This window comes from Mesorhizobium sp. M0051, assembly GCF_040323235.1.
Taxonomy (GTDB): Bacteria; Pseudomonadota; Alphaproteobacteria; order Rhizobiales; family Rhizobiaceae; genus Mesorhizobium.
On sequence record NZ_JAMYUT010000007.1, the window covers coordinates 57,452 to 77,005 of the forward strand.

Sequence of the window (19,554 nt, forward strand, 5' to 3'; positions counted from 1 at the left end):
TTATGGGTAGCTTGCGACATCTCTTGCCCTCCGCGAATGGGCTAATCGCTTTTGAGGCAGCTGGCCGTCTGCTCAATTTCACAGCAGCCGGCAAGGAACTTGGCATGTCCCAGGCAGCGGTTTCACTCTCGATCATACGCCTCGAGGAGCAGTTCGGTACGAAGCTTTTTGTCCGCCGGCATCGAAAAGTCGAACTCACCGAACCGGGGGCCCGCTTCTTTGCCGACGTGACACTTGGGCTTTCTCATATTCAGAAGTCTGCGGAACGCCTCAAGGCATCTGCCGGTGGCAACCACGTCACGCTGTCGGCATCGACCGCGTTCGCTACGTTATGGATTGTTCCTAGACTGCAGCGTTTTCGGGAAGAGTTGCCGGGAATAGAGTTGCGCATCCAAACCAGCGATCGCGATCTCGATCTTGCCGCTGAAGGCATACCCCTCGGCATCAGGGGCGGTGACGCTGATGACATGCCGGATTACGGGCTGCTACCGATGGCGCCAGAGGAAATATATCCTTTGTGCAGCCCCTTGTATCTCGATCGCCACGGAACGCCGCAAACGATCGAGGACTTATGCAAGCATCGACTGATCCACCTGGATGAGCCGCATCGGCCGGCGGTAACTTGGCCAGACTGGCTGGCCGCGGCCGGGGTTGACGGCGCCCTCGCCCCCCAGGGCCTTCGCATCAACGACTATGTCTCGGTGATTCAGTCGGTCCTGGAAGGTCAGGGCATTGCCCTCGGCTGGGCACATCTAACCGACCGACTGGTAAGCAATGGGAGCCTGGTTCGGGTAACCAACCATGTTCATCGTACCGGAAAATCATTCAACGTCGCCTGGTCCAAGTCTCAGGAAGTTACCGGGCATGTGGCAGTTGTCAGAGATTGGCTAGCGAAGCAGAGTTCGTTTTAAGTCGCCCCGAAGTTATGCAAAATCGAGTGCTAGTGGTGCGCTGCTGCATCTGACGATTTCGCCGGTGAATTCGTTCGCGGTGGTCTTCTTGAAGGTGCCGATGGTAGCCATTGTAAGTCTCCGTTTTCTGTTCCCGAGCCCGCACCATGCGGCCTCGATAGCGATCGGTTGGCCGGAGGCGACCGACGACGCATCGCTTGCGACCAAAGCAAAGCGGAGGACGGCGCAGGAACGACTTTCTTGTCTCGCGAAGAATGGCGGCGCGCGGGGTCCCCATTTGGCTTGCCGCAGGGGGTGGGGGCCGGCAGGGAAGTCGAGACGCGCCGTTGCGGCCTAGGCGGTCGAGGCTTCAGTCGTCCTTCGCCCAGATCATATCAGCCCATTGAAGAGGCCGTTTGGAGCGCTCTTGGGACGGATTGGCAACGGAGATGTTGCGGCCAAACTCGCCGCCAGCAGATCGCCACGAGTCCGCAACATTCGGCCCTACTTCATTCACTACCGGGCTGAAGACGTGCTGTCCTGCACGATCACCACGGCGTCGGGCAAGCCGCAATGTTCGACGCTCGCATTTGGGAGAACACCAAGCGCGTCGTCGGCTTTGCGGAGGTCACGGCAAGCGGGTTCGCCATTGGCGTTCCGACGGATGGGATTTGTGGGAACTGGCGACCGACGACAAGGGCAATGAAGGCAAGTGGGGCATCATCCAATCCGGCCCGAACACTCTCGGCGAAGTCTCGATGGTCCATCTACTTCACTGGCCGCCGCACCACGAAGACCGGGTTCGCGGTCAAGCCGCCCTTCCTCGATCTCGCATGGAAGAACGTCGAGCATTGGCAGTCGGGTTCTGATCAGCGCAACATTCTGAAATATGCCCGCTTCCCGATGCTGGCAGGCTCCGGCGTGAAGATGCCGGCGAAGAAACCTGGCCGGGATCAAGAGCCGATCGCCACACTCGGCCCCAACTCGCTGCTGATCACGGAAGACCAAGGCAAGTGGTATTTCGTCGAGGCGGAGGGCAAGGCGATCGAGGCCGGTCAGAAAGACCTTGATCGGCTTGTGGCCGAAATGGACGAACTGTCGATGAAGCCGCACCAAAAGGGTTCCGGCGTCATCACGGCGACCTCTGTCAAGGCCGGGGAGAACCGCGAGAACTTGGCGATCAAGAACATGGCGCTCAACCTGAAGGATGCGCTGGAGAGGGCTTTCGTGTTCGCGGAGCGCTATCGCGCTGCGGCCGACACGTTTCGGGCGCCCTCGGTCAATGTCGCGACGGAGTATGACCACGAGACGGGCAAAGACAGCCAGTCGGTCGACAGCCTCTTGAAGGTCCGCGTCGCTGGCGAGATCACGCGCGAAACGTTCTGGAGCGAATTGCAGCGCCGTGGCGAGCTTTCGTCTTCGTTCGATGCCGTTAAGGAAGCCGATGCGCTCGCGTCTGAAGCAACCGGGATGGGCGCAGAGGAAGACGCCACGGACAACGTCGACCCGAACGCCATCGAAGACTACGTCGATGACCCTTCAGCGGTCGTGGCATAGGAGGCACATCATGCAGCTAAAGCCTTGGTCGCTCCGTGGATTGATCGGCTCTTGTGGGCGGCCGGCGGCTTCGTCGTCGGCGTCGCCTTCACCCCCTTTGTCGCTTGGAAGGTGTTCCTATGAACGGCCGCAGCACCTTCCACGCCTACCGCGCAACCGCAGCAAATCGGGCCTTGTCAGTACCGGCAAACCCGAACGCGTTCCAGCACCCGGTGGTGATGGTGCCAGTGCCTCACCCACTTCACGTGACAGCGGTTATAGTGACGATGCCGGTAATAGTAGCGATGCGGGTAGCGCGCAACGTAGCCGGGATAATAATCGCGATAATAGCGGGGGCCGTAATAGCGGCCGCCATAGTCGTAAAACGGGCCGCCGCCGTAGAAGGGGCCACCACCGAACGGGCCGAGGCCGCCGAACGGACCAAAAAAGCCGATGCCAGGACCGAAGAATTGTGCATCCGCAGGCACGACCGTGGCAGCGGCGGAGGCGATGGCAATCACCGAAGCAAGTAACAGTTTTCTCATAGCAACCTCCCAGAAGGCCGATCACCCGATAAACGCCAGCAGGAACCGTATGTTCCCGATCGCTAATATTCTCGCGCGCCGTCTGCAAGCAACCTTCGCGCCAGGACCTTCGCCGAGGCGGAGGCTGTCAAGCTGATCGTCATCACGCCGGCTCCGGACGGCATCACCGGCTAGTCGCGGTACTGCAACGGCTTGTGGTCGGGTTCGGCGTGGTGAAGCACTTCGCCTAACTCCCCCATGTCGATCTCTTGGCCGCATATGGGGCAAATCACGAAATGCTCCGCTTCAGGCTTGTAAGGCGCGTCATGGTCGGTCCCTTTGTGGCAGACCGCGATGTTCCTTGCTGGCGGCCGGTTACGAAGAACCTTCGTCAATTCGGCGCGGGCTAGATCGACCTTAGACTTCCGTCGAGCGTCGTTCATCCACTGCAACGTCGGTCGGGGCATTTTTGTCGCCGGCCTGACCATTTTCCCGACGCCGGGAAAATGATCCCAAACCAAGGACCATCGCTATGTCTGCCCTCCCTCTGTCGGCGAAAGCCGTCTGGAGGCCACTTCGTGCGACCGAAATCAGGATCATCCACAACTGGCCCGATGTCCTGAAGCGGGCTTGGTCGGTTCGCATCCTTGCGATTGCCGGCATTCTCTCCGGCGCTGAAGCGGTCTTGCCGCTCTACAGCGATCGGTTCCCGCCAAACGTCTTCGCCTCCCTTCTCTTCGTCACGATCGGCGCGGCGCTCATCGCCCCTTTGTGGCGCAACAACCAAAGGATCAAACCAATGAAAAGTCGTTATCTCCAGACCGGCGCAGCGGGACTTGCTTTGCTGGCCGCCGCCACCGCTTACACCGGGTCGTGGGAGGGGACGAAGTATGTCCCTTACTACGATGTCGGCCATGTCCTTACCGTGTGTCGCGGCCATACCGGGAGCACGAATATCGTTTCCCGGTAAGCGCTAGACGCCGGCCGAATGCGACGCCATCACGGCGAAGGATATCGTCAACCATGAGAAGCGCATGGTGGCGTGCGCTCCACGAATGCGCCAACAGTGATCAGAAGCGGGTCCAGATCCAGCGGGACGCGACCGCCGGCCAGTCTTCTTCCGCATTCCTGACTACGAGGGTCAGAAGCGGGAGCGCAACCGCGACTTGGAAGCCAACATCATTCGACCGCTGAAAAAAGGGCGCGGTCCGTGACGGCGCCCTGAATTGACGGGTTCAACGCTTCCCTACCAGCCTTGTCGAGCATACCAGTCGTCGATGTCGCGGCGTACGCGATCCTTCTCAATGCCATAGCGCTCCTGGATTTTGCCTTCGAGCTGATCGCGCTTACCGGCGATGCGGTCGAGATCATCATCAGTGAGTTTGCCCCACTGTTCCTTGACCTTACCTTTGACCCGCTTCCAATTTCCTTCGACGCGGTTCCAATCCATGGTGGCGACCTCGTTGGAAAAACGGTCGTATGGCCGTGAGGTTCCGCTACAATACCGCAGAAGCGACAACCGCGACTGGAAGCCGACGTTCGATATGGCTTGACCAAACATTAGCAACCTCTAACTATTTGTGATTGCGGCAAGCGATGCTCACCCATCACTGCCGAAGATCGGGATTTCACCGGCCCGATCGGCCCGCGCCTCCCGCAAGTGGCGCGGGCTCAATTGCACAGGAGATGCAAAGACCGACCATGGCTTTGGATGGCCAAAGAAATTGGCGACAAGGTGCGGATCGAGACGATCACGACGGTTTGTCCATTTTCGTACCGTCTAATATTTCAGGAAACTCGGTCGGCTTTTTTACGTTTATGGATTGCCAGCATTTCATAGTCCCCCTCGCTGGTATCTAAGAGGCCCGTCACCTCTCCCGGAGGTGGCGGGCTTTTGCGCCTGTTGGAACGGTTTGTTGGGTCGGCTCGCCGCCAGCGGCGGGCCGGAGGGCTGGTTCAGTCGTAGACCTTGACAATCTTGCGAGTGCCAGGATCGACAAGAACCGTCCGATTGTCGATCACGACATAGCGGTATTTAACGTTCGGAACTTCGTGAAGCTCGACGGTGTCTGGCAGCGATGAGCCGATATTGAGTTCCACGCCGGGAACCTTCACCGATGCCAAAGGCTGCTTCTTCACATACTCGTGGATGACCGTGTCCTGCTCAGGCGTAATGACCACGTCCTCGGCTGCGGCCGCGCCGATACCTGCGAGGAGCAGAAACGCCGCAACGGCGCCGGTAAGGTGCATTCTCATGTTTTCCTCCTATGAGATCGACGCAGAACTCCGCGCCAGCCAACCAAACTTCGAGCAGGTGCAGGCGTTCCCCGACAGGGCTTCGGTCCCACGGGACATGGGGCCAAAGTCTGATAGCAAAACGCAATAGTCTTACCCATGACGTAGCGTGGAACAGCTTACTTTCGCGGGTGTTGTTTCTCGGAAAAGTCGGAGAAATCAGATGGATAGAAGTGTCAGTCAAGCGCGCTGGGTGCTCTCGCCGCTATTTGGGACCGTCACCTTTTTCTCGCGATCGCTGGATGACAATCTTGTAGATCGGCGCAGCTACGTCTCTTCCTGCGCCGATAAGGGTTCGCTCGCTTCTGCCGAGAGGCGTGCGAACCCTCTATCTTCAACGATGCGTATGAGGCGACCCTAATGTTAAGCGACAAAGAAACCCGATCTCTAGAGGCAGGCATGCTCCTGGCAGTGCCTTTCTGCGTGGCGGTCACGGCGCTGATCGCTATCTTCGCCTTGGCCTTTTGACGGACAATGGTTCGCATGAACCGCTTCCTTTTCGTCGCGGCCGACTTTCTTTCCCGGCCCCCCGGGTTTTATGTGATGCTCATAGCCATGGTGCTTTGCACAGCGCTGGTACCTTTTGGCCTGACAAACACGGTTACGTATGCCCTGTCGGTCGCGGCCATCGTGATCACTGGTGTTGTCCTGATACAGGGCTATCGCGACACCGCCGCCATCCACGCCAAACTCGATGAGATCATCGTTGCACTTGAGGAAACCAGAAACGACGTTGTCGGGCTGGAGCATGCCGACCCGGAGGAGATCAGGGAAAAGGTTGTGAAGCTCGAAGAAGAAGCAGCGCAAGCATCTGGCCCATTCCAATCAGCTATTAGCTAAGCACGAGCTTTCGGAAGCAATAGGAGGTAGATCACGAATAATTCATTTTGCTCGTTGGAGCGGTGGTCGTCGTATTATTGATACTGAGCTTTTTTGGCCTTCGGTAAGTCTACGTCGCGTCCTCAACGCCATGCGGATAGCGCTCTAGGTATCGAAGACGCTCCTGGGATTGGCCGCAGTCGATGCGAAGTGCCTTGGGCGGCGCTGCGCCGAGTTGTGACCCAGTGAGGCAGGTTTGCTTTCGCTTTCCGCTGCGCGCGCGCAACAGGATGACGCGCGGACCGAGCGAATGTGTCAGAAACCCCGCAACTGGGGCAAGATAAGAGATCGGACCCTCGCGGCTCGCTGACGTGGCAGGATCGAACGCGAGACGCGTTTCTACATCACCTCGCTAGTTCTCGTCGCCAATCTGATTGGCCCTCTCATCCGCGACCATTGGGCCGTCGAAAACTCGACATGGTCTTCCGCGATGACGAGTGCCGCCTGCGAACAGACCATGCCCCCGCAAACTTCACCACCATAAAACACATGACTCTCAATCTCATACGACGAGCGCATGGGAAGGATTCGTTGCGATTGAAACGAAAAGTGGCGGCCTGGGACGACGAATTCCTCGTAAGCGTCATCTCACGATAATCAACTCACCCGATCCCCCTGGAGCCAGCCCTTAGCCATAGGAAATAGTTGCCCTAGAAATCGCTCTGTGTGCCAAACGATCCTGCCGCCGGCCTCACGGGTGCTCTGGACCATGACGACACTCTTGAGGCCAGGCCATTGATGGCTCCTTTGAAGCCAGTCGATATCGTGGATAACCGTGATGTCTCGGGTCTCGATGCGACCGTGATCGCCATCGACCGTGCTGGCGCGGCTCACGGTGGTGTCCTTGAAATTGCGGGCTTTTTGCTCGGCGGCAAAGCGTTCGACGTCGCTGGCAGAACCAATGGGAACGGTCGCCTTGATTTGACGAAGCCTGCATGCTGCTCGCTCACGCGGCACACCCATGGGCTCGTGGCTCATGACGAAAAGATTCCACAGGCGCCTTGACAATCAAGAGAAATGTTCTCTATTCGTTCTCATGGCGCACGATCCGATCGACACGCTGGGAAAGGCGACCCGGCACAATATGCTCGTCAAGGCGGAGTGCAGTTGCGGCAATGTCCGTTATTGCCGTTCGGCCGACCTGATGATGGTCTATGGGGCGGTGTCGATCCTCTAAAACTGAAATTCGATTGCAGCCAGTGCAAGCCAGAAATCAAGATCACGCTGCTTGAGATCCATCCGGAGCACCTGCCGAAGCGGTTGATGATCCACAAGCCGATGAAGGTCGACGGCACTCTGCCGACCATCAGGCAGATCCTGAAATGACCCAGAAAAACAACCGTTTCCGCCAACGCACCGGCATCGCAAGCTACATCGTCCATCCAGTGCATCCTCCAAAGAATCAGATGCTCTCGACAGATTCAGCTCCTAAACCCCTTGTCACGCGTTAACTCACCCGATTGCCCTGCCGCAACTGTAGTATTAGACCGCTTACCACGCGACTTCACGTCGGGGCTTGCGCTGATGGCAGGGCGTGCGGCTAGTATGCTGTCAGATCATTGGACTTTGAAGGGCCAAGCAATGCCGCCGAGCGAAATGACCACCCACGAGCCGAGCGAGCAAACTGTTCTCTCTGTTCGAAATCTGACCGTCTGCCTGCCAAAGAACATGGAGCGGCAGAACGCGGTCGAAAACATATCCTTCGACATGCGGAAGGGTGAGATGCTCTGCATCGTCGGCGAATCCGGCTCCGGCAAGTCCGTCACCGCAAACGCGATCATGGGCCTGCTGCCGTCTTCGGTGCGGATCGCGCAGGGAAGCATCCGCTTCAAGGGTCACGATCTCGCCAGCGCCGCGGAAGACGTGATGCGCAGTCTGCGTGGCCGTTCGGTCTCCATCATCTTCCAGGATCCGCTTTCCGCGCTCAATCCGCTGATGACTGTCGGCCAGCAGGTGGCGGAGGTCATGGAAGCACACCGGTCCGGCACCTCGGCGACCCGCGCCAAGGCGGTTGTCGACCTGCTTGGCGAAGTCGGCCTGCCGGAACCGGAGGTCTTGCGCCACCAGTATCCGTTCCAGCTCTCTGGCGGGCAACGCCAGCGCGTCATGATCGCCATGGCGCTGGCGCTCAAGCCTGATCTTTTGATCGCCGACGAGCCGACCACCGCTCTCGACGTAACCACCCAGGCGCAGATACTTGCCCTGATCCGGCGGCTGCAGCGCGAAAGGAACATGAGCGTCATGTTCATCACGCACGATTTTGGCGTCGTCGCGGAAATCGCCGATCGCGTCATCGTCATGGAGAAAGGCGCGATGGTCGAACAAGGCGCCGCCGCCGCCGTTCTGGGCAATCCAAGCCATCCCTACACCAGGCGGCTGATCGCCGCCGTCCCGCATATGATCGAGAGCGAAACGAAGGCGCGTGAGGATACTCCGATCGTGCTGGAGGTGCAGAAACTCGACAAGACATATCGGCCGGGCATCGGTTTCTTCTCGAGGTCCCGCATCGTGCACGCCGTCAAGCAGGTCAGCTTTGAGGTTCGCCAGGGCAGAACGCTCGGCATCGTCGGCGAGTCCGGCTCGGGGAAATCGTCGCTGGGCCGCGTCCTGCTGAAACTCCTGGACAGCGACGGAGGCAGCATCCTGTTCGACGGCAAGGATATCGCGGCGCTTTCGGACTCCGAGTTCCGACCGATGCGGCCGCACATCCAGATGATCTTCCAGGATCCGTTCGCCTCGCTCAATCCGCGCCAGACGATCGCCAAGATCCTCACCGTCGGCCCGATGGCGCACGGCCTGTCCGCCCCGGAAGCGCGCGCGAAGGCGCTGCGGCTGCTGCGTCTGGTCGGCCTCGACGAGGGTGCCTACGACCGCTTTCCGCACGAATTCTCTGGCGGCCAGCGTCAGCGGATCGGCATCGCACGAGCCCTGATGATGGACCCCAAGGTCCTGGTCGCCGACGAAGCGGTCTCGGCTCTCGATGTCTCCATCCAGGCGCAGATTCTCGATCTGCTGGCGAGCATCCAGGAAGAAATAAAGATCGCCATGATCTTCATCACTCACGACCTGCGGGTGGCAAGCCGGATCTGCGACGAAATTCTGGTGATGAACCGCGGCGAAGTCGTGGAGTGTGGCCCGCCGTCGCAGATATTCCGGTCGCCACATCACCCCTATACGAGGCAACTGATCTCCGCCATTCCCGGCAAGGATTGGATCCCGGCGGCTTGAGCCGCGGCCACCCTGAAGCTCTCCTCCCCTGAACAATAAATGACCGTGCCGACAAAGGCGCGGCCGCATGTCTGCTCCTTGATCAGGCTGCCGATGCGTGCCGCGCCGGTCTCCTGCTGAGCGGAATAGTTGCGTTTGTCCACTAAAAGTAGTTGCATTTATCCACTACTCGCTCAATCATACCCTGGAAGACCCTCGACAACCCCGGATGGGGCTGCGGCGATCTCGATGAAGGCTGTCCACGACAGCCTCTGGAGAGTGTTCGATGCCGGTGAAGAAGAACAAAGGTCCGCCTTATCCTGTCGAGACGGTCGGGCTGGATGTCCTCGAAGACACGTTGAGCTTTTATATCCGCAGCATCAACATAGCGCTTTCTCGCGATCTCGATGACCGCCTGGAAGGTCTCGATGTTGCCCGGGGAACGGGCAAGATCACCACCCTGCTCCTTGTCGACAGCCATCCAGGAATACGGCCATCGGTCATCGCGCAGCTCATTATGCGCGATCGCTCCGCCATGGGCAGGCTGGTCGACCAGATGATAGATCACGAACTGATCACGCGTCAGGCTGCGCCGGACGATGGACGCGCACAGGAGCTCCACATCACCCAAAAGGGGGCAGACCTCGCCCGCAAGGTGCGCAAGATCGCCACCAAGCAATCCAGCGATTTCTTCGCCGATGTGCCTGAGAAAGACCAGAAGCGTCTGCTGGACATATTGCGGCGTGTCTATCGCCGCACCGCGGGACTCGACCAATGAGGAAACCCGCGGGAATCCGAGCCGGCCAGCGTGTGGCACTCGTGTCCGGTGCCAGCCGCGGCATTGGTGCGGCTTGCGCCCGGCACCTGTTCGAGACGGGCTGGACATTGTCGCTTGGCATGCGCGCATCGGTGCAGCCCGACTGGGCCGATAGCGAACGCGTCCGCGTGTTCCCGTACGATGCCGCGGAAGCCGGCAGTGAACAAACGTGGGTCGACGGCACCATTGATGCCTTCAACCGGATCGACGCGGTTGTCGCCAGCGCCGGCATCATGATTCCGAAGTCGGTCATCGACATCGACGACGCGGATCTCGATCTGATGTTCGAGATCAACGTCAAGGCTCCGCGCCGTCTGGTGCGCGCGTCATGGGCGTCGCTTGCGGCGAGCCCCGCGGGCCGGGTGATCATACTGGCCTCGTTGTCTGGCAAGCGGGTCAAGTCCGTGACCGCGGGATCCTACTCGATCTCCAAATTTGCCGCAGTCGCGCTGGCCCACGGCATCCGGCAGGCGGGGTGGGACCTCGGAATTCGGGCCACTGCCGTCTGTCCAGGTTTCGTCGCCACCGACATGGCCCGCGGCATCACCGATCGCTCCGATGCGCTGATGACCGATCCGGACGACCTCGCACGGATCATCGGGTTGCTTCTCGATCTGCCCGATCATGCGAGCGTCGCGGAATTTTCTATCAATTGCCAGCTCGAGGAGTCCTACTGAGCATGCCCGGACCGTTCGTCGTCCCCGTCCATGGAGATACCGAGCTGCCGAAGGAGGTCGACTGTGTCGTCGTCGGCGGCGGCATCATCGGCACCGCGACGGCACTTGAACTGGCCGAGACAGGCTTGCGGGTCGCCCTGTGCGAGAAGGGCGGGATCGGACAGGAGCAGTCCAGTCGCAACTGGGGCTGGGTTCGCATTTCCCGGCGGGATCCACGCGAGGTTCCGCTGATGGCGGAGGCCTTGCGCATATGGGCGAGGCTCTCCGAACGGACCGGACGAGACACTGGCTATGCCCGGGCCGGAATTGTGTTCACATGCGCGGACGACAAGGAATACGAACAGCACGAGCGCTGGGGACGCCATCTCGAAGGCTATCAGTTCGAGTCGCGAATGATCGGCCCGGGTGAACTGCGTGACCTCCTCCCCGGCTCCAATCTCGACGTCAAAGGGGCGCTCTACACGCCCGCCGACGGTCGCGCCGAGCCCCAGAAGGCCGCGCCTGCAATTGCCGAAGCCGCACGAGACCGCGGCGCCGCCATACTGACGGAATGCGCAGTGCGCGGCGTGGAGACGACGAATGGTGCCGTCTCGGGCGTGGTGACCGAACGCGGCTTCATTGCCTGCAAAGCGGTCGTCCTTGCCGGAGGGGCCTGGTCGAACCTGTTTTGCGGAACGCTTGGTCTCAACCTGCCGCAGTTGAAGGTCATGAACACGGTTCTTCGCACGACGCCGGTCGAGAACGGGCCGGACCAGGCCGTGTGGGCAAACAACTTCGCCATACGCAAGCGCCAGGACGGTGGCTACACCGTCGCCTCCAGCATGAGCAATGTCGTCGACCTCGTGCCGAACTCCTTTCGCTATGCGCGCGATTTTCTTCCGGCCTGGAAGACAGAGTGGCGATCGCTGCAATTCCGCCTGGGCGGTCGTTTCCTAGACGAGGCAAGGATGCCGACCCGCTGGGCGATGGATGAGGCGAGCCCCTTCGAATACTGCCGCGTGCTCGATCCAAAGCCTTCCAAGAAAAGCTCGGAGCGCGTCCTTGCAAATGCCCGCAACGCATTTCCGGTTCTGGAAAAGGCACAGGTGGCGCAGCGCTGGGCCGGCTATATCGACGTCACGCCCGACGCCATTCCCGTCATTTCGGCGGTCGACAGCGTTCCCGGCTTTCACGTGGCGACCGGTTTCTCGGGCCATGGTTTCGGCATCGGCCCCGCGGCAGGCAGGCTGATGGCCGATATCGTCACCGGACGGCCGCCGATCGTCGATCCCAAGGACTTCCGGTGGTCGCGGTTCTCGGACGGATCGAAGGTCGCGCCGATCACTGGATTATAAGCGCTCCGACAAGAGAGCGTGACGCAGCGAAAGTGGAACACTATGAAAAGGAGCCTCCAATGTCAGACAAGAGCAGCAGGAGCATAATCTTTCGACCGACGCGTCGTCAGGCGCTTGGAATGGCAATCGCCGGTGCCGCCGGCCTCACCATGCCCAACCTGACGGGAGCAGGCAGGGCCCTTGCGGCAACCCCGCCGAGCGAACCCAAGGGACAGGTGATCGTCGGCTTTTCCCAGGAGCCCACCGTCTTCAACCCGCATTTGCCCCATATCGAGGTCGACGAGGGCATACACTTCAGCGTCTTCGATCCGCTGTTTGGTGTCGATCCCAAGGGCAATTTCTTCCCCGCGCTCGCCAAGGAGGTGCCGACCGTCGAAAACGGCGGCATCTCGGCCGACGGGCTCGAGTGGCACGTCAAGCTGCGCGACGACGTGAAGTGGCATGACGGACAGCCGTTCACCGCCGAGGATGTTAAGTTCACGCTCGAACTGCTGGTCGACCCGAAGTTTCGCAGCTGGCGACGCGCCGGCCACGAACTTGTCCAGGACCTGACTGTCGTCTCGCCAACCGAGATCAAATGGAAGATGAAGGAGCCTTACGCGCCCTACCCGTCGATCCTGGCCGCGACCTTCATCGTTCCCAAACATGTGCTCGGTGCGGCGGAGGACAAGAACAGCGCGCCGTTCAACAATGCCCCGATTGGCACTGGCCCGTTCAAATGGGTGGAACGCATGGCCGGCGACCATATCGAACTGGCCGCCAACACCGACTACTTCGCCGACGGCCCCTACCTGAAGAGCCTGATCTACAAGTACATTCCGGATCTGACCGTTCTCTACACCCAGTTCAAGACCGGTGATATCGACGTCATCGGACTACAGTGGATCACAGCCGACCACTATGAGGAAGCCAAGGCATTGAGCGGAACGTCGGTCGCCGTCATTCCCGCCGCCACGGTCGAATCGCTCAGCTTCAACATGGAGCGCCCGCAGTTCAAGGAACTCGCCGTTCGCCAGGCGCTGTACCATGCGCTGGACAAGAAAACGATCATCGACGCCCTCTACTATGGGCTGCCGGCCCCGACCGAAACCTACATGCCGCAGCAGTCCTTCTACTACAATCCGGATTTGCCGAAGCAGGAATACGACGTGGACAAGGCAAAGAAACTGCTGGACGACGCGGGGTGGGTCCCCGGTGCGGACGGCATCCGCGTCAAGGACGGTGTCCGCCTCTCGTTCAAGAATTCGACCACGGCGGGCAATCATATCCGCGAGCAGGCGCAGCAGTTCATCCAGCAATCATATCGCGACATCGGCGTCGAGGTGGTGATCTCCAACCTGCCGCCGGCCGTGATGTGGGGCGACTACTGGATGAAGTCGGAATTCGATTCCGTCGTCGTCGGCATCAACTTTCTGACGGGCTCCGATCCCGACACTTCGGACTATCTCAGCTCGAAGTCGATTCCGGCCAAGGGTGGCGCCGGCCAGAACACCTGGCAGTATGCCAGCCCGGAGGTGGACAAGCTGCTCGAATCCGGTGGCGTTGAATTCGTGCCGGAGAAGCGCAAGCAAGCCTACCTGAAAATCCAGGAGACCGTACGCAACGACCTGCCATTCCTGCCGATGTTCCAATACGCGACGGTGCGCGGACACAAGTCCGGTGTCGAAGGCGTCGAGCCGAACATCAACGTACGCATCGACTCCTGGGACGTGGCCACCTGGCACTGGGCATAGTGCCGGAATAGGCCGAGCCGGCCATCACCGGCTCGGCCTGCATAGCCGACAAGGCGCCTCTGGCGCGACTGTATCTACGGACACCAAAACGGAGACAACCGGCATGCTTGGCTATCTGCTGGGACGCTTCTGGCAAAGTCTCGTCCTGCTCCTGCTGGTCTCGGCGATCGGCTTTGCCGTCCTGAACCTCGCTCCGGGCGGACCGCTCTCGCAATTCACCCTCACGCCAGGAATGACGCAGGCCGATCTTGACCGGATCGCCACGCAAATGGGACTCAATCGCCCCCTTCCCATCCAGTACCTCGACTGGCTGAGCCACCTGCTTCGCGGTGACTGGGGTCATTCCTACCGGGACGGCAGGCCCGTGCTTGATATCATCTGGGAGCACCTTGTCGCGACATTGCTGCTGATGGGCGTATCGACCGCGATCGCCATCTTTGTAGGCACGTGGATAGGTGTCCTGGGCGCGCTTAGACGATACTCGATCTTCGACTACGCAGCGACGGTCGGCGCGATGGTGGCACTGTCGATCCCGACCTTCTGGTTCGGGTTGATCGCGATTTACATATTCTCGCTGCGGCTCAGATGGCTGCCGGCCGGCAACATGTACACGATCGGCAATGGCTCGCTCGGCGACTACGCGATCCATCTCATCATGCCGAGCATCGTTCTTGCGCTGGTTAATGTCGCCGTGTGGAGCCGCTACATGCGCACCGCCACGCTCGACGTCATCAGTCAGGATTTTGTCCGAACGGCCCGGGCCAAGGGGCTGAGTTCCCGGCGCGTATTGATCCGCCACATCCTCGGAAACGCCCTGCTGCCGATGATCACCCTGCTGGGGTTGCAGCTGCCAACAATACTGGGTGGAGCGCTGGTGACGGAAACGGTCTTTACCTGGCCCGGCATGGGACGGCTGTTCCTCGATAGCCTCGGTTACAGCGACTACCCCGTCGTGATGGGTCTGTTGATGATGTCCGCGGTTCTTGTCCTGGTCGGCAATCTAGCCGCGGACCTCACCGTCGCATTCGTCGATCCGCGGATTCGATTGAGCTGAGGACGAATAGATGACCCAGTCGGATTTCCTCATCCCCATCCACGCCAGGCACCGCTGGTGGCAAAGCCGCTCCGTGCGCCGATTTGCCCGTCACCGACTGGCGATGTTCGGCCTGGTGATGATCGTCGTTCTGGTGCTGGCCTGCGTCTTCGGCCCCTTGCTGCTGCCCTTTGACGATCTCTACATCGACCTGCGTGGCCGGTTCTCGCCGCCGTTCACGGGCTATCATTTCTTCGGCACCGATCCGCTTGGCCGTGACATCGCGGCGCGGCTCTTCATGGCTGGACGCATTTCGCTCCTGGTCGGCTTCGCTGCGATGGTCATCAGCACAGTCTTTGGAACCGTGCTCGGTATCGCTGCCGGCTTCTTCGGCGGCCGCATCGGCACGGTGCTGATGCGTTTCGTCGACGCGATGCTGTCCTTTCCCAACATCTTCCTACTGCTGGCGATGGCGGCCTTCATCAAGCCGAGCCCGATCATGATCACTCTGATCATCGCGGCAACGAGCTGGATGGAAATCGCGCGCATCGTCGAGGCGGAAGTGCGATCGCTGCGCGAACGCGACTTCGTCGTCGCCGCCCGCATGCTGGGCTTGAGCAACAGCCACATCATGTTTCGCGAACTGTTGCCCAATGCGATCGGCCCGATCATCGTCGCGGCCACGCTTACCGTTGCCCGCGCCATCCTTCTGGAAGCCTATGTCAGCTTCCTCGGCTACGGCATCCAGCCTCCGCTGCCGAGTTGGGGCAACATGCTGAACGGCGCCCAGCAGTATCTCGACAGCGCGCCATGGCTGGCAATCGTTCCCGGTGCCGCCATCACCCTGGCAGTCACCAGTTTCAACTTCATCGGCGACGGCTTGCGCGATGCGCTCGACGCACGAAGCGACATGCTGTGAAGCCGCCCGGAATGGCAAGGTTTTCGCCGTTTGAAGTCTCGCTCTGGTATGCGACCGCGGCGCCTCCGCCAAAGACCGGCCCTCTGCAAGGACGCAGGCGGGCGGACGTCTGTATCGTCGGCGGTGGCTACACCGGGTTGACCACCGCACTCGATCTCGCCCGTGACGGCATAGACGTCGTTCTGCTCGAAGCGCAGGAGATCGGGTTCGGCGGCTCGGGGCGCAATGCCGGCCACTGTACGCCAACTTTCACCCATTACAGCCTGCCCGAACTGCGTGCCATGCTGGGCGACCCGTGGGCCGAAAGGCTGATCGCCCGGCAGACAGGAGCCAATGGACAAGTCGCCGGGATGATCGAGCGCTATGGCATCGATTGCGAATGGCAGCAGAACGGCTACGTCATGGGCGCGCTGACGCCAGGCGCCGTCGCCAAGCTCGAGCTAAAGGCGCAGCAATACAATGCCGTCGGCGCCAAGACGCGGGTGCTCGACAGACAGGCGACCGAGGAAATCACCGGCAGCCCGCGATATCATGGCGGCTGGTTTCATTCCGAGGCTGGTCACCTCAATCCATTGGGATATGCAAGGGGCCTCGCCCGTGCTGTCATGGAGGAAGGTGGTACAATCCACACCGGGTCGCGGGTCCGCGACGTCGTGCGGCAGGACGGTGCCTGGGCAGTGCATGCCGGCGAAGGAACCGTCGTCGCCGACAAGGTCATCTTTGCGACTGGCGCCTACACCGTCGACGGATGGCCAGGCCTCGACCGGACCTACAAGATCCAGAGGGTGTTCGTCGCCGCCACCCAACCGCTGACGGCCAGCGAACGCCAAACCATCTTGCCGCGCAACACGACGATGCATGACGGCCGCGGCGACATCTTCGTCTACAAGTACAACGCCGAGGGACGCATCGTCGCTTCGATGTTCCCGATGGGCCGTCGTGGAAGGGACATGGCGTTCACACACCGCCTCATGTCCGATCGCCTGCGCTGGCTTCATCCGCAGATCAGCAGCGACCTGAGATGGGAGTATTTCTGGTTCGGCGAGCTGGACATGCAGAAGCGCACCATCCCGCGATTCTATGAGCTCGCGCCGGGCGTCGTCGCCCTGACAGGACTGTCCGGTCGTGGCGTGCCGACCGGAAGCATGCTCGGCGGCATACTCGGCGAATGGGCGAAGGGCGTCCCTGAAAAAGACCTGTCGCTGAAGCTCGAACCACTCCGGCGGGCACCCTTCTTCATGTCGTTCGCTCCCGCCGCGATGTTACGGTACTATCGCGTCTCGGACTGGCTGCGGGCAAAGGCCAGCGGGTCTCAACTCCCACCCCACGCCTAGCCAGGGTCGAATGGAAGATTTCGCGACGCCTTTCGGATCTGAGTCTGGCACTGGCATACAAAGGTATGCGCCATTCGATCGATCGACATTGTTCCGGCCGAAACCGGCACCCGAGCTGGTCAAGCCCCACAAGACATACCAAGGAACGTCTGACCCAAATCAAGCGCCTTGCGCGGCGGAGGGCTTTATGGTCCCGACGGAAAGGGAAGCGGCAGTCAATTCTGCTTCGATAGAAGGGAACAAAGTTTGACCACGGGATATAGCAGCAAAAGCTGCCGCCCCCCTGGTTCCAGCGGCGCGCCTGACCTGGTGGCGGGTCGACCATGGCTCGAGCGCGCGGCTACCTGCGGTATCAGTGAAGCGGCCGACGAACTCGCGGAATTCGCATCTGGTTGAAGCCCGCATGGCAAGCGCACCAACCGACGGCCGGTTCTACAGGAGTACTCGCCACGACGGACGTCGGGAGTTCGCTCTGGAATTCTTAAGTTGAACACGCTATATGACCACCTACATGGTCAGGAGAATGTCATGGATGTGATCAATCTGGCAGAAGCCAAGGCCCATCTGAGCGAGTTGGTCGACCGGGTCGAGGCAGGCCATTCAATCGACATCACTCGGCGCGGCAAGCCGGTTGCACGGCTCACCGCCGTGGCCAATCCTCGCAAACCAATCGACGCTGCCCTGCTCCGGTCTCTGACGGCGATCATGCCGCTGCAGACTGAAAGCGCTGCTGATCTGGTGCGCGCGATGCGGGACGGCGACCGCTACTGATGCTTTATCTCGACACGTCGCTGATCGTCGCCGCGCTCTCCAATGAAGCGATGACGCCGCGCGTCCAGACTTGGCTGGCGGAGCAGGATGCGGCGCAGCTTCTGATCAGCGACTGGACCATCACCGAGATGTCTTCGGCCATGGCGATCAAGCTGCGGACCAGCCAGATCAGCCTGGAACAGCGCGCCGGGGCGCTCGCCATGTTCAACAAGCTGGTCGCCGAGAGCTTCACCGTGCTCAGCGTGACTGGCGGGCAATTCCGGACCGCGGCGAAGTTTGCCGATCAGCATATGCTTGGGCTTCGGGCCGGCGATGCGCTGCATCTCGCCATTGCATCGGAGCATGGCGTCACGGTGCACACGCTCGACCAGCGCCTCGGCAAGGCCGGTCCGGCGCTCGGCGTGCCGACGCGGTTGCTGACATGAAGCGGGCCCTCCCCACTCTACCCTTGTCTGAGGCATCCATGGCCGGTGACTGGAGCGAAGAGCAGAATGAGGCGATCGTCGCGGATTATCTCACGATGCCGGGAGCGGAATGGCAGCTTCGGAGAACGATTTCATTGACGAAATTCAGCTGTTGGGGAATCCCATGCTTTCGCAGACCATCCGCGAATCTACGACCACGTAGAATGAGCTCCGCCCGACGGACCGGGCCAGCAGTCGAGGTGACCGCTTACTCCGTCGCAATATTCTCGAGGAATGTCGCCGGCGGCACGAAGAACAGAGTGCCGGTGATGGCGCGGCTGAAATCCAACAGCCGGTCGTAATTGCCTGGCGGCCGGCCAACGAACATGTTCTCCAGCATCTGCTCTATTCTGCGCGGCGAACGGGCGTAGCCGATGAAATACGTGCCGAACTCACCCTTGCCGACGTCGCCGAACGGCATGTTGTCGCGCACGATCTGCAACTGCTCTCCTTCCTCGACGATCGTGGTCAGCGCATTGTGCGCGAAGATCGGTTTCACGGCATCGTCGAGCTCGATGTCAGAGATCTTTTTTCTGCCGACAATTCCCTCCTGCTGCTCGATGGGAAGCGTGTTCCAGGCTTTCAGATCATGCAGATACTTCTGCACGATCACATAGCTTCCTCCCGCGAATGAGAGATCCTCATCGCCGATGATCGCGGCCTTGACGGCGTCTTGATCCACCGGGTTTTCGGTCCCATCGACGAAACCGATCAGGTCGCGGTCATCGAAGTAATTGAAGCCGTGCACCTCATCCGCCACCGAGACCGCGCCATCGAGCCGCGACATGATCTGTGTCGCCAGCTCGAAGCAAAGATCCATATGCGCCGCACGGATGTGAAAGAGGATGTCGCCTGGCGTCGAGACAGCGTGATGCTGGCCATGGATCTCGCGAAATGGATGCAAGTCCTTCGGCCTGGGCGTTCCAAAGAAACGGTCCCACGCATCGGACCCAAACGCCATGACGCATGACAACCGACCCTCGAGGTCACGGAACCCAACGGCGCGTAGAAGCGCGGAAAGATCGCCACACAAGGCGCGCACCGCCGCGTCATGTTCGGGCCCGGATCTGACCGTCACGACGAGAAATATTGCGGCCCGCGTCAGCTGCGTGACGACCGGTTGCGAAACAGCAGATGGCAC

20 protein-coding genes are annotated in these 19,554 nt (G+C 60.5%); 15 read left to right on the forward strand and 5 right to left on the reverse strand.

What is annotated here, in order from left to right:
- Positions 1-2: 2 nt before the first annotated feature.
- Positions 3-911, forward strand: coding sequence for a LysR substrate-binding domain-containing protein (locus NKJ90_RS09375; protein WP_023758764.1), 909 nt, complete (start codon positions 3-5; stop codon positions 909-911).
- Positions 912-1,463: 552 nt separating this feature from the next.
- On the forward strand, positions 1,464-2,447 hold the full coding sequence (locus NKJ90_RS09380) for a DUF4055 domain-containing protein (protein ID WP_352485958.1): 984 nt from the start codon (positions 1,464-1,466) through the stop codon (positions 2,445-2,447).
- A 176-nt stretch (positions 2,448-2,623) separates the two neighbouring features.
- Here the strand turns inward: NKJ90_RS09380 and NKJ90_RS09385 are convergent, their stop codons facing one another.
- A complete protein-coding gene (locus NKJ90_RS09385; RefSeq protein ID WP_023758767.1) occupies positions 2,624-2,971 on the reverse strand; it encodes a hypothetical protein in 348 nt (115 codons plus the stop codon).
- A 511-nt stretch (positions 2,972-3,482) separates the two neighbouring features.
- Here NKJ90_RS09385 and NKJ90_RS09390 point away from each other — a divergent pair.
- Positions 3,483-3,920, forward strand: a complete 438-nt coding sequence (locus NKJ90_RS09390) for a DUF7940 domain-containing protein (RefSeq protein WP_352485959.1) — start codon at positions 3,483-3,485, stop codon at positions 3,918-3,920.
- Between the two features lie 276 nt (positions 3,921-4,196).
- On the opposite strand, the gene NKJ90_RS09395 is transcribed toward NKJ90_RS09390, so the two are convergent.
- Both NKJ90_RS09395 and NKJ90_RS09400 read right to left on the reverse strand, forming a co-directional pair.
- A complete protein-coding gene (locus NKJ90_RS09395; RefSeq protein WP_352486068.1) occupies positions 4,197-4,400 on the reverse strand; it encodes a CsbD family protein in 204 nt (67 codons plus the stop codon).
- 506 nt (positions 4,401-4,906) lie between these two features.
- Positions 4,907-5,206 carry a DUF1236 domain-containing protein gene (locus NKJ90_RS09400; protein ID WP_031260057.1) on the reverse strand — a complete coding sequence of 100 codons (300 nt, stop codon included), beginning with the start codon at positions 5,204-5,206 and terminating at the stop codon, positions 4,907-4,909.
- A 522-nt stretch (positions 5,207-5,728) separates the two neighbouring features.
- Between NKJ90_RS09400 and NKJ90_RS09405 the strand changes: the two genes are divergently transcribed.
- Positions 5,729-6,085, forward strand: a complete 357-nt coding sequence (locus NKJ90_RS09405; RefSeq protein WP_352485960.1) for a low affinity iron permease family protein — start codon at positions 5,729-5,731, stop codon at positions 6,083-6,085.
- A gap of 636 nt (positions 6,086-6,721) precedes the next feature.
- Here NKJ90_RS09405 and NKJ90_RS33490 read toward each other — a convergent pair.
- Positions 6,722-7,102 (reverse strand): hypothetical protein, encoded by a 381-nt coding sequence (locus tag NKJ90_RS33490; RefSeq protein WP_502904893.1) that lies wholly within the window; start codon positions 7,100-7,102, stop codon positions 6,722-6,724.
- Positions 7,103-7,141: 39 nt separating this feature from the next.
- On the opposite strand from NKJ90_RS33490, the gene NKJ90_RS09415 reads away from it, so the two are divergent.
- The 11 genes from NKJ90_RS09415 (at position 7,142) to NKJ90_RS09465 (ending at position 18,374) form a co-directional block, all read left to right on the forward strand.
- On the forward strand, positions 7,142-7,450 hold the full coding sequence (locus NKJ90_RS09415) for a hypothetical protein (RefSeq protein WP_352485961.1): 309 nt from the start codon (positions 7,142-7,144) through the stop codon (positions 7,448-7,450).
- A gap of 270 nt (positions 7,451-7,720) precedes the next feature.
- Positions 7,721-9,352 carry an ABC transporter ATP-binding protein gene (locus NKJ90_RS09420; protein WP_502904898.1) on the forward strand — a complete coding sequence of 544 codons (1,632 nt, stop codon included), beginning with the start codon at positions 7,721-7,723 and terminating at the stop codon, positions 9,350-9,352.
- A 265-nt stretch (positions 9,353-9,617) separates the two neighbouring features.
- The gene (locus NKJ90_RS09425; RefSeq protein ID WP_023758780.1) at positions 9,618-10,109 is read left to right on the forward strand and encodes a MarR family winged helix-turn-helix transcriptional regulator; all 492 of its coding nucleotides are present in this window, start codon (positions 9,618-9,620) and stop codon (positions 10,107-10,109) included.
- Complete coding sequence (locus NKJ90_RS09430) at positions 10,106-10,825, forward strand: SDR family NAD(P)-dependent oxidoreductase (protein WP_023758781.1); 720 nt, start codon at positions 10,106-10,108, stop codon at positions 10,823-10,825. The genes NKJ90_RS09425 and NKJ90_RS09430 overlap by 4 nt, the downstream gene beginning before the upstream one ends.
- 2 nt (positions 10,826-10,827) lie before the next feature.
- A complete protein-coding gene (locus NKJ90_RS09435) occupies positions 10,828-12,159 on the forward strand; it encodes an NAD(P)/FAD-dependent oxidoreductase (protein WP_352485963.1) in 1,332 nt (443 codons plus the stop codon).
- Positions 12,160-12,218: 59 nt separating this feature from the next.
- On the forward strand, positions 12,219-13,892 hold the full coding sequence (locus NKJ90_RS09440) for a peptide ABC transporter substrate-binding protein (protein WP_352485964.1): 1,674 nt from the start codon (positions 12,219-12,221) through the stop codon (positions 13,890-13,892).
- 103 nt (positions 13,893-13,995) lie between these two features.
- Positions 13,996-14,946 (forward strand): ABC transporter permease, encoded by a 951-nt coding sequence (locus tag NKJ90_RS09445; protein ID WP_352485965.1) that lies wholly within the window; start codon positions 13,996-13,998, stop codon positions 14,944-14,946.
- Between the two features lie 10 nt (positions 14,947-14,956).
- Complete coding sequence (locus NKJ90_RS09450) at positions 14,957-15,844, forward strand: ABC transporter permease (protein WP_352485966.1); 888 nt, start codon at positions 14,957-14,959, stop codon at positions 15,842-15,844.
- Positions 15,845-15,855: 11 nt separating this feature from the next.
- On the forward strand, positions 15,856-17,178 hold the full coding sequence (locus tag NKJ90_RS09455; protein ID WP_352485967.1) for an NAD(P)/FAD-dependent oxidoreductase: 1,323 nt from the start codon (positions 15,856-15,858) through the stop codon (positions 17,176-17,178).
- A 528-nt stretch (positions 17,179-17,706) separates the two neighbouring features.
- On the forward strand, positions 17,707-17,949 hold the full coding sequence (locus NKJ90_RS09460) for a type II toxin-antitoxin system Phd/YefM family antitoxin (RefSeq protein WP_352485968.1): 243 nt from the start codon (positions 17,707-17,709) through the stop codon (positions 17,947-17,949).
- Positions 17,949-18,374, forward strand: coding sequence for a type II toxin-antitoxin system VapC family toxin (locus NKJ90_RS09465; protein WP_352485969.1), 426 nt, complete (start codon positions 17,949-17,951; stop codon positions 18,372-18,374). Before NKJ90_RS09460 ends, NKJ90_RS09465 begins: the two co-directional genes overlap by 1 nt.
- A gap of 247 nt (positions 18,375-18,621) precedes the next feature.
- Here the strand turns inward: NKJ90_RS09465 and NKJ90_RS09470 are convergent, their stop codons facing one another.
- Positions 18,622-19,554 carry a Dyp-type peroxidase gene (locus tag NKJ90_RS09470; RefSeq protein WP_502904894.1) on the reverse strand — a complete coding sequence of 311 codons (933 nt, stop codon included), beginning with the start codon at positions 19,552-19,554 and terminating at the stop codon, positions 18,622-18,624.